At 42.2% G+C, this 13,940-nt stretch carries 17 protein-coding genes; 3 read left to right on the plus strand and 14 right to left on the minus strand.

Translation table 11 applies throughout. The features are described 5' to 3' along the window. Positions 1-80: 80 nt before the first annotated feature. Positions 81-338 carry a helix-turn-helix domain-containing protein gene (locus NYR25_06900; GenBank protein ID UWF33321.1) on the minus strand — a complete coding sequence of 86 codons (258 nt, stop codon included), beginning with the start codon at positions 336-338 and terminating at the stop codon, positions 81-83. A 146-nt stretch (positions 339-484) separates the two neighbouring features. On the opposite strand from NYR25_06900, the gene NYR25_06905 reads away from it, so the two are divergent. Continuing rightward, positions 485-703 (plus strand): helix-turn-helix domain-containing protein, encoded by a 219-nt coding sequence (locus NYR25_06905; GenBank protein UWF34725.1) that lies wholly within the window; start codon positions 485-487, stop codon positions 701-703. Between the two features lie 561 nt (positions 704-1,264). Here NYR25_06905 and NYR25_06910 read toward each other — a convergent pair. Both NYR25_06910 and NYR25_06915 read right to left on the minus strand, forming a co-directional pair. Then, the gene (locus NYR25_06910) at positions 1,265-1,462 is read right to left on the minus strand and encodes a hypothetical protein (protein ID UWF33322.1); all 198 of its coding nucleotides are present in this window, start codon (positions 1,460-1,462) and stop codon (positions 1,265-1,267) included. A 25-nt stretch (positions 1,463-1,487) separates the two neighbouring features. After that, positions 1,488-2,789, minus strand: coding sequence for a Y-family DNA polymerase (locus NYR25_06915; GenBank protein UWF33323.1), 1,302 nt, complete (start codon positions 2,787-2,789; stop codon positions 1,488-1,490). 409 nt (positions 2,790-3,198) lie between these two features. Here NYR25_06915 and NYR25_06920 point away from each other — a divergent pair, with 409 nt between their 5' ends. Together NYR25_06920 and NYR25_06925 are read left to right on the plus strand one after the other, a co-directional pair. Next, positions 3,199-3,750, plus strand: coding sequence for a hypothetical protein (locus NYR25_06920; protein ID UWF33324.1), 552 nt, complete (start codon positions 3,199-3,201; stop codon positions 3,748-3,750). Between the two features lie 85 nt (positions 3,751-3,835). Further along, on the plus strand, positions 3,836-4,690 hold the full coding sequence (locus tag NYR25_06925) for a hypothetical protein (protein UWF33325.1): 855 nt from the start codon (positions 3,836-3,838) through the stop codon (positions 4,688-4,690). 187 nt (positions 4,691-4,877) lie between these two features. Here NYR25_06925 and NYR25_06930 read toward each other — a convergent pair whose 3' ends face one another. The 11 genes from NYR25_06930 to NYR25_06980 all read right to left on the minus strand — a co-directional run bounded on the left by NYR25_06930 (position 4,878) and on the right by NYR25_06980 (position 13,931). Beyond that, complete coding sequence (locus NYR25_06930; GenBank protein ID UWF33326.1) at positions 4,878-6,254, minus strand: amino acid permease; 1,377 nt, start codon at positions 6,252-6,254, stop codon at positions 4,878-4,880. Positions 6,255-6,266: 12 nt separating this feature from the next. Further along, a complete protein-coding gene (gene ald / locus NYR25_06935; protein ID UWF33327.1) occupies positions 6,267-7,367 on the minus strand; it encodes an alanine dehydrogenase in 1,101 nt (366 codons plus the stop codon). 327 nt (positions 7,368-7,694) lie between these two features. After that, entirely contained in the window at positions 7,695-7,913 is a 219-nt protein-coding gene (locus NYR25_06940) for a PspC domain-containing protein (protein UWF33328.1), read from the minus strand. A 290-nt stretch (positions 7,914-8,203) separates the two neighbouring features. Next, positions 8,204-8,596 (minus strand): 30S ribosomal protein S9, encoded by a 393-nt coding sequence (rpsI, locus tag NYR25_06945; protein ID UWF33329.1) that lies wholly within the window; start codon positions 8,594-8,596, stop codon positions 8,204-8,206. 14 nt (positions 8,597-8,610) lie between these two features. Then, positions 8,611-9,054, minus strand: a complete 444-nt coding sequence (rplM, locus tag NYR25_06950; GenBank protein UWF33330.1) for a 50S ribosomal protein L13 — start codon at positions 9,052-9,054, stop codon at positions 8,611-8,613. A 125-nt stretch (positions 9,055-9,179) separates the two neighbouring features. Then, positions 9,180-9,926, minus strand: a complete 747-nt coding sequence (gene truA / locus NYR25_06955) for a tRNA pseudouridine(38-40) synthase TruA (GenBank protein UWF33331.1) — start codon at positions 9,924-9,926, stop codon at positions 9,180-9,182. Positions 9,927-9,933: 7 nt separating this feature from the next. After that, positions 9,934-10,728 carry an energy-coupling factor transporter transmembrane protein EcfT gene (locus NYR25_06960; protein ID UWF33332.1) on the minus strand — a complete coding sequence of 265 codons (795 nt, stop codon included), beginning with the start codon at positions 10,726-10,728 and terminating at the stop codon, positions 9,934-9,936. Then, positions 10,721-11,584 carry an energy-coupling factor ABC transporter ATP-binding protein gene (locus NYR25_06965; protein ID UWF33333.1) on the minus strand — a complete coding sequence of 288 codons (864 nt, stop codon included), beginning with the start codon at positions 11,582-11,584 and terminating at the stop codon, positions 10,721-10,723. The genes NYR25_06960 and NYR25_06965 overlap by 8 nt, the downstream gene beginning before the upstream one ends. Then, a complete protein-coding gene (locus NYR25_06970; protein ID UWF33334.1) occupies positions 11,560-12,402 on the minus strand; it encodes an energy-coupling factor transporter ATPase in 843 nt (280 codons plus the stop codon). The genes NYR25_06965 and NYR25_06970 overlap by 25 nt, the downstream gene beginning before the upstream one ends. 179 nt (positions 12,403-12,581) lie before the next feature. Then, the gene (rplQ, locus tag NYR25_06975; protein ID UWF33335.1) at positions 12,582-12,965 is read right to left on the minus strand and encodes a 50S ribosomal protein L17; all 384 of its coding nucleotides are present in this window, start codon (positions 12,963-12,965) and stop codon (positions 12,582-12,584) included. Between the two features lie 21 nt (positions 12,966-12,986). After that, a complete protein-coding gene (locus tag NYR25_06980) occupies positions 12,987-13,931 on the minus strand; it encodes a DNA-directed RNA polymerase subunit alpha (GenBank protein ID UWF33336.1) in 945 nt (314 codons plus the stop codon). Positions 13,932-13,940 lie beyond the last annotated feature (9 nt).

The following is a 13,940-nucleotide window of genomic DNA, read 5'->3' on the forward strand; positions in this document are numbered from 1 at the left end:
CGTATTAAAAAAGAACTGGGGGCTTCCCAGTCCTCTATACTAATTCACCATTAACAAATCAGGAAGTTTTCCTAGCTCTGTTAATGGTGTTTTTTACTGCTGATTTGTTTAATTTCTTCACGTGCTAATTCATTTAAATCCAAGTCTAAATAAACCGCTAATGCAAATAGCGCTTCAATCGACATCCGCTTCGGTATTGGAGTTAATTCATCTTCATAACGAGAAAGCATACTAGTTGATATATCAATGCCGTATTCATCATGAATACTACGAATCAACTGTATTTGTGACAAGTTGCGTTGCTTTCGTGCATTTTTCAGTATAGTTCCAAAAATCAAAGGTATATCCTCCTTACTACTAGATGTATTAATTCTAGTACATTTATACCAAATAGAGTACAAAGCATTGATAAGGAGACCCTTTTAGGGTTATAATCCCACAAGAGGAATCTTTAAAAGGAACAAAAAATCGAACTAATTGGATGGTGATTTTTTTGTGTGATAACTGTCAGGATCTACGTAGCGTCTTAGCTTATCTAAAAGAAAATCAGATTAAGCAAGAAACGGTCGCAAATTTTTTGGGAATTGGCCGAACAACCCTGAATCGTAAGTTAAATGGCGCAAGTGAATTTAAACTTTCCGAAGTCAAACTCATTCACGAACATTTTAACGTACCTTTAGAAATCTTTTTCAAAGATGTCTAGGTTAATATTACATATCAGTTCACTATCAATTAGTTGCACTATCCCTTATTGATAAATAACTAAAAAAAATTACCATTGCAGCAGTCTTGTCCGAAGTTAGGTATTCCCCATATGCCATTGTTCATGTCAGCCAACATGAAATTACTTCTACTACTGTTGCAATGATTTCCACCCGTAATGACTGCGTGCAGATTCATTACGGTTTTTATTTTATAAGCCAAAATTTTAATTCTTAATAAGAATGTGACACATTCATCAAAATTTTATCTCCGCGCCAAGTCAAAATTTTAATAAAACCGTTGCGTATTTTATATTCGTCCCCTGCAATGATATTCCGTTAATAAAAGTTATCCCTTATACCTTTGTCATAAATTCTCAGTATTTAGGCCGAAAATCGAAAAAATTGAGACGTTTTTGTTTCCAATTTATCTTATTATAATGTTGCAACATAAGTTGCGAATTCGCTTGTATTTTTTAATGCTTCTCCGCACTCAAAAAATATATCGAGTTATCTTTTCTTTCTAACCGCAGAACGTCCTCCTCGGGGCGTTCTTTTTTATCTTATTCATCCTCCTCGTTCCACCTAGTCCTAAGAAGCTCCTCTTCACGCAGTTGCGTAGCACGACGTTCAGCATCCCTTTCTAACGCACTTAGATGGTCGGATAAATAATACCCCTGCCATTTAATAATCCCGCGATCTAAGTAGTAATAATCAAAAAAATTTTGGACGTCCGCTTCTGTAAATCGATCGTACCGCATTTTAAGTCCCCCAAAAATCAGTAATTTATTCATACGCGTTTCCGCCGTTATGCCCACCTACTAGTCCGGCCCGGTTAATTGCCGTAGCCCCTGGCATTTTACTTCGTGCGTACACTAGCGATTTAAAACCGTATTGCTGTCGAATTTTATCCACAGTTTTTTCAATTTCGTAATGTTTGATCTGCTGGGTGGCCGGATGAAATAGCTCCAGTTGCTGTCCCGTCGCCGAGGATAGCTTACTTGCGTAAACGGCAACGTTACGTACCGTTTCTCCCTGCCAATTCTCCCGAAACAGTTGAATTAAAGTTTGGGTGAGTGCGAAATTTTCGTTGGTGGGCGTAATTCTTTGCGCGACGTGAAACCCACCCCGTCCATCTTCAAGACTTGCGGCATACGAAAAACCAATTCCCAAGGAAATGCACCGAGCCTGCTTTTGACGATGGCGCAGCCGGGCTGCAACTTGTTCTCCAATTTCCTTAATGACCGTTTCAATTTCTAACCGTTGCCTATAATCACGTGGTAACACTTGAGAATTCCCCACGCTACTTTCCTTAGGCTGAATTGGCTGTTGTAGTTTACTTCGATCAATTCCCCACGCGGTTGCGTAAAGTTGCCATCCGATAATCCCCAACTCCTCCTTCAGTTTAAATGGGTTAGCGTGAGCTAAATCATCCATCGTATAAATTCCTAACCGGTTTAGCCGCCGCTCAGTCCGCTTCCCGATTCCCCATACTTCCGTTAGGTCGGTAATCGGCCAAATTTTCTGGGCTACGCTTTCGTAGTGGATTTCACCAATCAACGTTGGACTTTTTTTCGCGTAAAGATCTAAGGCTAACTTAGCTTGCACCGGGTTATCCCCAATTCCGATCGTAGTATATAACCCCAGCTGGTTACGAACGGTCTGCTGAATTTGCCGGGCTACTTCCCGCGGGGTGCTACCAAATAGGCGCCACGAATGGGTAACGTCTAGGATTGATTCATCAATCGAATACGGCAATAAATCTTCATCAGCAACAAACTGACGAAAAATATTATTTATTTGCAAGTTCTTCTGGATGTACAAATTCATTCGGGGCGGTACCACCAAAAGCTGATTCGTATGGGGTAAGTCTCGTTGGCGGGAAACGTTCGCGTGCAAGTGGAACATTTTCTTAGCCATTGGGGACGTAGCTAGTATCAGCCCACCATTAGTATTGGCCTGCTCTGACATTACCACCATAACCGCTTTTAACGGGTTGAGCCCCCGTTGAACTGCCTCTACGCTGGCGTAAAAGGATTTATTATCAATCAAAAAAAATACGCCATGCGGTTCCTTTCGATAATCCATCTGAATTGCCACCTTTAAACTAACTTACCCTCATTATCGAACAAACGTTCGGGTTGGTCAAGAATTATTAGAGCAATCGCCCAGTTTAGGTGCTTTATTTAACTAACGTACTAAGTCGTTTTATGTTTATGTATTCATCTAATAAAAATTAATATATTATAACCATCACCCGATATTGAAAAGTTCTTTCCTAAATGAGATAATCCCAATACAGCAAGTTACAAGGATAGTTCACTTAAGGATTACATAAGCACCATTACGTTTCAGGTATTCATATTTTGTTAGTTGGGAGGTTTAAATATAAAAAGCAGCGTCAAATTTAATTTCTTAACATGAGTTATCTAAATTTAGCTTGGCTGACTTAATAAAAACTATATTCATACATATTTACAGGAGGAGTAACCCCATTATGAACTCAAAAAAAGGCTTTTTATCGTTAGTTTCCAAAAACAAAAAAATAGGAATTGGTATCATTGTCCTCTTATTAGGAATTGGTCTATTCGTCCATTATCAAAATAACCAAGTTGATCACCTCATCAAAAATCACACTTACAAGATAATGGTGGAAGGCCCCGACAAATACGGGGATACCGTCAAACAAGCGGGAGTTTTAATTTTTGCGAAGGATTCTTACAAAAAAGGAAGCAATTTGGATGAAGATTTTTCTGACTTAACTGCTCTAATTTCTAGTGCTCAAGACAATGATTCCTCATCTTTTACGGCAAGTAAGGATTCCATCACTTTGAACTCCGGTTATTCTGACGACACCCCAAGTAATGGTGAAGTCGCTAAGCTTAAAAACTTGAAAGTGTCTAACGGGGGAAAAACCATTAAAGGCGAGATTACCTATCGTTATGAAGATGACAGTGCCGTAGAGGATAACGAAAATAATCTCGCAGCGTATGACGATATCAGCACTGAAACTGCTCATGCTACTGTTCAACTAGAACGTATTAAATAATTAAGTTACGTTCCTAACGCTATTTAAATGGGGCCTCATAAAGCCCTTATAAAGTTTTATAATTCTAATACCAAAGGTGGTTTTTATGTCAAAAAATACGTCCGTCCTATTAATGGCTAGTTTAAGCGCGTTCTTTTTAACCGCTTGTACGGCGCCTTCCCATTCGTCAACCAGCACAGGTAGCGTAAATCATTCTAGTAAAGTGTCCCAAAGCCACCGCTCTACCGCAACTGCCACCAGTAGCAGCGATAAGCACTCTTCCACGAGCTCTTCTGCAACCGCTGCCCCGCTGACTTTTGATGAAGGAATGCAAATTTTACGGCGAAGTGTCTACAAAGACGTAATTAAAGATTCACCTCAGCTGGTTAGCAACCAGGATCAAAAATTGGTGATTTCTTCTTACGCGGGTGCTAAGGGAATTAATTATTTCACCTTAACGCTATCTGGAACTAATCAAGTTCGAATCCACGCCGAATTTGGTACCCTAGATGGAGGTAAGTTTACCCGCCTTTACGACGTCAATTTGCCAGAATACCAAACGGTGGCCCGTTCTTCCAACACAGCTTCGGCAACGTCAAATTCCCAAACTGACCAAGTCCCCGCTAAATTCATTGGCAAATGGAAAAAGAGTGACAAATTTGTAACTAATTCAGACGGTAAGCGTTATGAGTATGCCCAACTTTTTCACGGTGAGGCCCATTCCATCACTCTGGGGGCAACCTATGCCGATTTAACCAAGTACTCCGTTTTATCTTGTAAATCACTTGGTAACAACGACTACGCTTTAAAGGTTGAAGTACCCTTGTCGCATCAAACCGATACTTTTTACTTACATTACTATTCTAAAAGCCACATTGGAGTAAAAAACGGCTCATCGGGCAGTTTTACAGAATACAACAGTAAAGCCCCCGTTCTTAATTACAATGCGGCAGAATGGTGATTTAAACTGCACGTTATAACCAACAGCACTCAAAGCAATCATTAAAATTAAACAATCAAAAGCGAGGGTAAATAGTTTAACTACCATGTACCCGCGCTTTTTTAATCCTTAGAAATAAAAAAGCTAGGAACCTGGTTAGTTCCTAGCTCCGTTATTCATGCTTCCGTTCGCATCGTTGTTTGACCAGTCAAGTATCGGTTCGTTCGATGATGTGGTTTTTAGAGTATAGTTCATATAGCAAAATGCCTACTACCAGCCATCCCAAATAAAATTCCCACGCTGAAAAAGAAATGTTGACCAATAAAAGCGCGCAAATCAACATTGCTGCTACCGGAATTAAGTTGCCAAATGGGATTTTAAATGGTCGCGGCAAATCCGGATACTGTCGCCGTAATAAAATTACGATTAACGAAATTAGTAGAAATACTGACAGGGAGCCTACGTTAGCAATTAAAGCTAAATTTCGTAGATCGAAAAAGCCCGCTAACAACGCCGCAAAGCACCCGCTAATCCACAATGCCATGTTAGGACTTTGTGTCTTAGGATTTAACTTTGCCCAGTTTTGGGGGAGAAATCCTCCCCGGCTCATCGCCTTCATAACGTTGGAGTTAGCGTAAATAAACGCATAGACTACCGCCATAATTCCTAAAATTGCCCCTGCGGAGACCACTTGCGCCGCTAAATCATGGCCTTTGCTTAATAAAACGTACGCCATTGCTTCCGAGACGTTTAGGTGTGGGTAAGCCACCACTCCGGTCATTACAACGCTCACCACAATGTAAAGCGAGGTGGTTACCACCAACGAGATGATAATCGCGCGCGGAAGGTTATGACGCACATTTTTAGCGTCTTCAGCCGAGGTAGCTAGCGCGTCAAATCCAAGGAAAGTGAAGAATACGGTCGAAGCCCCCGTGACGATTCCCTTAATTCCATACGGGTTAAAGGAACTCCAATTACCCGCTTTGACATTGGGGATACTTACAACGATAAACAGTAAAATGATCGTCAGCTTCACTAAAACCAACGCATTATTGATCCACTTACTTTCTCCCGTCCCCTTCGTCAACACGAAGGTAATTAAGAGGATCATCAGGAAGGCTGGCAAGTTCATCCAACCGCCCATGGACGGTGCTACCAACAGTTGGTGAGGTAAGTTAACGCCTAGTTCGTGTAAAAACGATTGTACGTACCCGGTCCAACCGTTAGCAACCGTCGCTGCCGTAGTCATGTACACGCCTAATAGAGTCCAGCCCGCTAAAAAACCAACTAACTGTCCAATGGTAACCCAGGCATATACGTAAGCGCTTCCAGAATTAGGAATTGCCGTTGCCAATTCAGAGTAGCATAACCCGATTAATCCACTCGCCAATGCAGCAATCAAAAAGGAAAAAACTACCGCTGGGCCCGCAGTGGTGGCCGCCACAATTCCAGTTAAAACCAAAATTCCGGTTCCAATAATCGCGCCAATCCCCAAAATTGATAAATCAAACAAACTTAAGGTTCGTTCCTCTTCGCTTTTGGCAGCGTTTTTGAAAATAAGGTCTAAATTAATCTTATTTTTCATCAGGATCATCAACTAACTCATGAATGGTGTGTATTCGATGTTGAGGCTATCCGCAACTGCCTTGGAGGTCAACTGTCCGTTGAAAGTGTTTATCCCGGTTAAAATAGTCCGGTTGTTTGCCGCTTCTTCCACACCCTGGTTAGCAATCATAATTGCATAACGAACCGTCGCGCTCGTCAAGGCATCTGTAGAGGTCTTTGGCACTGCCCCGGGAACGTTAGCAACCGTGTAGTGAATCACGTCGTGGGAAATGTAAATTGGATCTTTCAAAGTGGTTGCTTTCACACTGGTTTCAAAAATTCCGCCTTGGTCAATCGGAATATCTACCACTACGGATCCTGGTTCCATGCTATCGACCATTGCGGTAGTGACAAGCTTCGGTGCTAAGGCGCCCGGAATTAACACTGCTCCAATTACGAGGTCGGCTTCCTTAACTGCTTTTGCAATGTTGTAAGAATTAGAAATCAACGTTTGAACTTTGCCACTAAACAAGTTGTCGATTTCCGCTAACCGTTGAGCATTGATGTCTAAAACCGTGACTTGTGCGCCTAGGCCGACTGCTGTTTTAGTGGCGTTAAATCCAACCGTTCCAGCGCCGATGATGGTAACCTTTCCTCGAGGAACACCAGTAACTCCGGATAATAATAATCCCTTGCCAGATTGTGGCCGTTCCAGGAAGTGTGCCCCGACTTGAACCGCCATCCTTCCCGCAATTTCGCTCATTGGGAAGAGCAGTGGTAAGTCGCCATTAGGTCCGACCATCGTTTCATAAGCAATACTGGTAACCCTACTCTTCAATAATTCCTCAGTTAGTCGCCGATCCGCTGCGAGGTGGAAATAGGTGTAAATAATGAGTCCGGGACGGAAATATTTATATTCTTCTGGTAATGGCTCTTTAACTTTAATGACCATCTCACAGTCCCAAACGTCTTCTACCGAGCCGATTTTTGCTCCAAACTCTTCGTAAGCTTCGTCAGGATAACCTGAGCCTACTCCCGCGCCTGATTCAATAATTACTTCATGCCCAGCTTGAATTAAATTTGCCACCGTGATTGGAGCAGCCCCAATCCGTTGTTCCTGCGCTTTAATTTCTTTAGGTATACCAATTTTCATGAGATTCCATTCCCTTCTTTTGTGAACAACTTAACGACTACCATTAAACCGGTGCATATAACTTATCTAAATGCACTTTAATTCACTAAGTCATCATATTAAATCAAGGGCAGAATATTCTATCAACATTGCTTTGAATCGTTGACAATTCGGCATTTATTGCTTTTTATTTTTACATCTCTGGTCACCTCCAGCCACCCTTTTTCGGTTCCAGAATAACACACTTAAGCGTAAATTGCAGTAAGATTTCAAACAAAAAGTCTGGTTAGCTTTATTTTCTAAAACCAACCAGACCAATTTTGAATTATCGTTTAAAACAACCCAGATTTAATTGATTGTTTTACGTTTTTTCGAATAATTAATGGGCTCTCCCATCAATAGCCACAAAATTAAATACACCAGGATTCCAGGGAAAATGGGTGTAATGCTTAAGAGCAAATAAATTATCCGTACATGACTCGCATTCCACCCGTAATGTTCCGCTAATCCTCCCAAGACCCCCGCAAATATCCGGTTATCTGCTGAACGGTGAATGTTAACTTTCATATACTTCCCTCCTAATTTTTTTCAATTCTACCATTTAATTTACCTACCCGATACTTTAATGCCTCAAAACTGGCTTTTTAAAAGTTATTAAGAAGGACCAGCAAAGACCAGTTTGGAATATAAAATAACCATCCAAGTTGAAGCATCCACCATTAAAAATATAACTTCTTTCAAGAGGTTAAGCTATCATCAGAAGACAACGTTCTGTCAACCAATAGCTTAATCATTTTTTGCACAAAAAAACACCCTCCATTTCTGGAAGGTGTTGTAATCGTTGTATATAGTAACGATTAACGTTTTGAGAATTGTGCAGCCTTACGAGCTTTCTTAAGACCGTACTTCTTACGTTCCTTCATACGAGGGTCACGTGTAAGTAAACCAGCCTTCTTTAAAGGTGCACGGAAATCAGGATCAACATCCAAAAGAGCACGAGCAATACCATGACGGATTGCGCCAGCTTGTCCGGAGAATCCACCACCATTAACGTTAGCAATAACGTCATAGTTGCCGTTTGTTTCAGTTACGCCGAATGGTTGGATAACTACTTGACGTAAGTTTGCAAATGGAATGTATTCTTCGATTGGACGATCGTTTACAGTGATTTTACCGGTTCCCGGTACAAGACGTACACGAGCAACGGAGTTTTTACGACGGCCAGTGCCGCGATATTGTGCTTCAGCCAAAATTCATTTCCTCCTTAAATTAAGTTCGTGATGTCAAGCTTTTCAGGGTTTTGAGCTTGATGCTTATGATCTGTACCAGCATAAACATGCAACTTCAAACCAAGCTTACGACCTAGTGAGTTGTGTGGAAGCATTCCCTTAACTGATGTTTCGATCAAGCGTTCAGGAGTCTTTTCACGCATTTCACCTGCAGTCTTCATCTTCAAACCACCTGGATGCAATGTGTGGTGGTAGTAGATCTTGTCTGTCGCCTTGTGACCAGTCAACTTAACCTTGTTTGCATTAATAACGATAACGAAGTCACCAGTATCCACATTAGGAGTGTATGTTGGTTTGTTCTTACCACGTAAAATAGATGCAACAACTGTTGAAAGACGTCCCAAAGGAACATCGGTCGCATCAACGACATACCATTTACGTTCTACTTCACCTGGTTTAGCCATATATGTTGTACGCACTTGAATTTCCTCCAATTTCTGTTTTGTTTAACTCAACTATAATAAGTTTCCGGGGCTTATTTTGTGGAGGTAAACAATACCAACTTCCATTATATTGACAGTCCCGGTTAAAGTCAATCAAAAATCTAATAATCGACTTCTTTTAAATATAGCCCACTTGCCGGAGCAGTTCCCCGGGCTTGGTTGCGGTCTTTGACCGCCAAAAGCCGCGGAATATCATCAACCGGCCGCCGTTTGCTACCAATTTCAACTAAAACGGCCACCATGATTCGCACCATGTTGTATAAAAAGCCATTTCCGTAAAATTCAAAAATAATTTCGTTTTGGGCCTCATCCTTCCACGCCTTGGCCTCGTAGATGGTCCGCACGTGATTTTTAGCTGTGCTTCCCGATGCTACAAAGCTCGAGAAGTCGTGGGTGCCCTCTAAATCTTTGATTGCTTGTTGAATCAATTTAATACTAATCGGAAATTTCCAATGTCCGGTGTAATTGCGTTTAAATGGATCAACAAATTCCCCTAACGCCATCCGGTATTGATACCGTTTGCCGTGAGTGGTAAACCGTGCGTGAAAATCTTCGTCCACGATTTCCACCTTTTTTACCTGCGTATCTAAAGGTAAAATGCTATTCAACGCGTGTAGCATGTTGTTGGCCGTCATTTCAATCGGTAAGTCAAAGTGCACTACCTGCCCAAAAGCATGGACTCCAGCGTCTGTTCGACCAGAACCAAAAATTGGGATTTCGGGTTGGGGATTTTTCGCAATTTTATTCACCGCACGTTTTAGCACTCCCTCAACCGTTCGTTGGTTAGGCTGCGCTTGAAAGCCCGCAAAGTTAGTCCCATCGTAAGCCATTGTAATCTTATAACGCATGTCAACCTCATCTTCTAAGGGCGATAATCACTACTGCCGCAAGCAGCATCGTTATCGTCCCGATAATATCATTTTTTGTATAATTTAAAACCCGATACTTGCTGCGCCCTTCTCCACCTTGGTATCCGCGCGATTCCATCGCCGTAGCGAGCTCCTCGGCCCGGCTAAAGGCACTTTCAAATAGTGGAATGAGGATGGCCACGAGCTTCTTTAAACGCACCAAAATCGACCCAGAGCTAAAATCAGCCCCCCGGGATCGCTGCGCATTTAAGATTTTTTCCGTTTCATCAATTAGAGTTGGTACAAAGCGCAAGGCAATCGACAGCATTAGTGCCATTTCGTAAACCGGGAAGTGAATCTTCTTTAGTGGCATAAAAATGGCTTCAATTGCCCCTGAAATTTCCAAGGGCGAGGTCGTCAGCGTAAGTACGGTAGAAACTAAAATAATTAAAATAAACCGAATTGCAATGTACACGGCGTTTAAAAGACCGTTGCTGGTTATGGACAGAATTCCCCAATGCCAGTAGACGTGACCCCCGACACCAAAGAACACCTGGATAATCATCGTCAGTAAAATGACCCCAATTAACGGCTTTACCCCGTCCCAAAAGAAACGTGGACCAATTGCCGAGGCCGCGATAATCACCATTGCTAAAACAAAGCTTGCTAGGTAAGCGGCCCAACTATTGGCAAGAAATACGGCGACAATGTATACCAAACTTAAAATTAACTTAGCACGCGGATCCATCCGGTGGATAAAAGAATGTCCGGGAATGTACCGCCCAAATAAAATCTTATTCACGTGCACGTCCCCCGTTCTGCTTAAGTTGTTCAATTAGTTCGCCCATTTGCAGAGGAACTGGGTCGAAGTGGAATCCGCGTTGCATTAACCGTTGGGCAAACTCCGTAACCTGGGGCAACCCTAACTGGTGTTCTAATAACCACTCTGGAGCGCTGAAAACGGTCCGGGGACTCCCCACTTTAATAATTTGTCCGTCATCCATTACCACAACCTGATCGGCATAGTTGGCAACGTCATCCATCTGGTGGGTCACTAACAAGATTGTTAAGTGTTCTTGATCATGTAATTCCGCAAAAAGCTCCATCATTTCAGTCCGCCCCTGCGGATCCAGACCTGCCGTGGGCTCGTCCAAAATTAAGATTGCTGGATTAGTTGCTAAAATTCCAGCAATTGCCACCCGGCGCATTTGTCCACCCGATAATTCAAAAGGTGATTTTTGCCAAGTGCTTTCGGGCATGTGTACCTTTGCTAGCGCCTGCTGAGCTCGTTGGGTCGCCTCCGCATCGCTTAGTCCAAAGTTTAACGGACCAAATTTAACGTCGTCCAGTACGGTTTCCGCAAATAACTGACTTTCGGGAAATTGAAAAACAATTCCCACGTGCTGCCTTAGAGCCACCAGCGCCTTATTTTTTGTGGTTGCATCAATTACTTGATTATCAACCTCAACCGTCCCCGTCGTTGGCTTTAATAAACCATTAACGTGCTGAATCAACGTCGACTTTCCACTACCGGTGTGGCCAATGATTGCGGTATATGAACCAGTAGGAATCGTTAAATTAACGTCCTTTAACGACAGATTTTCAAAAGGAGTATGGGCTTGGTAAACGTAACTTACTGATTTGAACTTAATTGACATACCCATTCCTCCAATTTAGCTTCGTCCATCTTTAATGTTGGCGGCACTTTAAACCCGTGGGCCACAAGCTCGTCATAAAGCTGACCACTAAAGGGCTTTTCTAATCCAGTCTGTTCTAAAAGTTGATTATCCGCGAAAACCGCTTGAGGGGTCCCCGTAGTCACTACTTTACCATCATTTAACACAATCACCTGATCGGCTAGCATCGCTTCGCTAACGTCGTGGGTAATTGAAAGGACGGTTAAATCTTGTTGTTGGTGCACTTGATTGATTAGTTGAATAATTTCCGTGCGCCCCTGCGGATCAAGCATGCTGGTGGCCTCGTCCAAAATCATAATTTCCGGTTTAGTCGCCAACACTCCGGCAATCGCCACCCGCTGCTTTTGCCCACCAGACAACTGGTCAGGCTGCCGGGACTTAAAGTCACTCATCCGCACCTGAGTAAGCACCCGCTCAACAATCTGATGCATTTCTGCAGTGGGAATCCCTAAGTTTTCCAGTCCAAAAGCCACGTCATCTTCCACCGTGGCGCCAACAAACTGGTTGTCTGGATTCTGAAAAATCATGCCAATCTTTTTTCTGACGTCCCATACCGTATCCTCATTAAGGGGAATTCCGGCTACCGTAACCGTGCCTTCCCGAAACGACATTAAGCCGTCAATTGTACGGGCTAAGGTACTTTTACCGCTCCCGTTATGCCCAACAATTGCCGTCCACGTTCCTTTTTGAATAGCGACCGAGACATCATCCAGTGCTTTTTTATCACCGTTATTAGCGTATTTATACGTAAGATGTTTTACTTCAATAATGTTTTCCACAGTCCTACTCTCCCGATACAATATGGAACTAATTTTACCATTGTATACAAAAAAAATCACTGAAGATAAAGGTAGCAAGTCCGTAAACTCGCCGTGGGCTAGACTCGGATTTCTCCAGCATCGTAACACCCTACCAATATCTTAGTGATAGATTTTGTTATTCTTATAATTGCTTAGAATTAGTCAACTAATTCTAAGACAACCATTGGGGCACCGTCTCCGCGGCGTGGCATCGTTTTGTAGATACGAGTATATCCACCATTACGATCAGCATAACGTGGAGCCAATTCAGCAAATAATTTTTGAAGTGCTGAAGAAACTTTAACATCTTCACCATCTTCTGTAACATCAGCAACGACGTTACGAACAAATGCTGCAGCTTGACGACGGGCATGTAAGTCGCCACGCTTACCCAATGTAATCATTTTTTCAGTTGTAGAACGTACTTCCTTAGCACGGGCTTCAGTTGTAACGATCTTTTCATTAACAATTAATTCTGTTGTAAGATCGCGAAGCAACGCTTTACGTTGGGAGCTTGTACGACCTAATTTACGATAACTCATCTATGGGAACCCTCCTTATGATTAGTCTTCTGAACGGAAACTCAAGCCCAAAGCATTCAGTTTTTCTTGGATTTCAACTAGTGATTTACGTCCAAGGTTACGAACTTTCATCATTTGAGCCTCAGTGCGATCAGTTAATTCTTGAACACTGTTAATACCTGCTCGTTTTAAGCAATTGTATGAGCGAACCGAAAGATCTAACTCTTCGATTGTCATTTCAAGCATTTTTTCCTTGTGAGTTTCTTCTTTTTCCACCATAATTTCAGTCTCTTTAGCCTGGTCATTAAGGTTTACAAAGATAGCAAGGTGTTCAGTTAAAATTTTAGCAGATAAACTTGTTGCCTCACTAGGAGTGATCGAACCATCAGTCCAAATATCGAGCGTAAGTTTATCGTAGTCATCTCGTTGACCAACACGAGTTTTTTCAACTTGATAATTAACACGTTCAATTGGGGTATAAATAGAATCGATTGGCAATACGCCAATTGGCATATCCGCCTTTCGAGCCTTGTTTTCGTCCGCAGAAGTATATCCACGGCCAGTATCAGCAGTTAAAACGGCATGGAATGTCGCCCCTTCTGCAACAGTACAAATTGGTGAATCTGGATTGAGAACCGTAACATCACCGTCTCCCATAATATCACCAGCAGTAACGTTGGCAGGTCCCACCACATTGATATCTAACGTCTTTTCGTCGTCAGATTCAATCTTTAAGGAAACCTTCTTAAGGTTCAAAATGATTTGCGTAACGTCTTCTACAACACCTTCAATAGTGGAGAATTCGTGTAACACGTTATCAATTTGAACACTAGTAATCGCTGCTCCTGGAAGCGACGATAATAGGATTCGACGAAGTGAATTACCAAGCGTTGTACCATATCCCCGTTCTAAGGGTTCAATAACAAATCGGCCATAATTGTCATTTTCGTCAATTTTATGAATTTTTGGCTTCTCAAATTCGATCATTCTAATTTT

It is taken from the genome of Pediococcus acidilactici (assembly GCA_024970065.1).
Taxonomy (GTDB): domain Bacteria; phylum Bacillota; class Bacilli; order Lactobacillales; family Lactobacillaceae; genus Pediococcus; species Pediococcus acidilactici_A.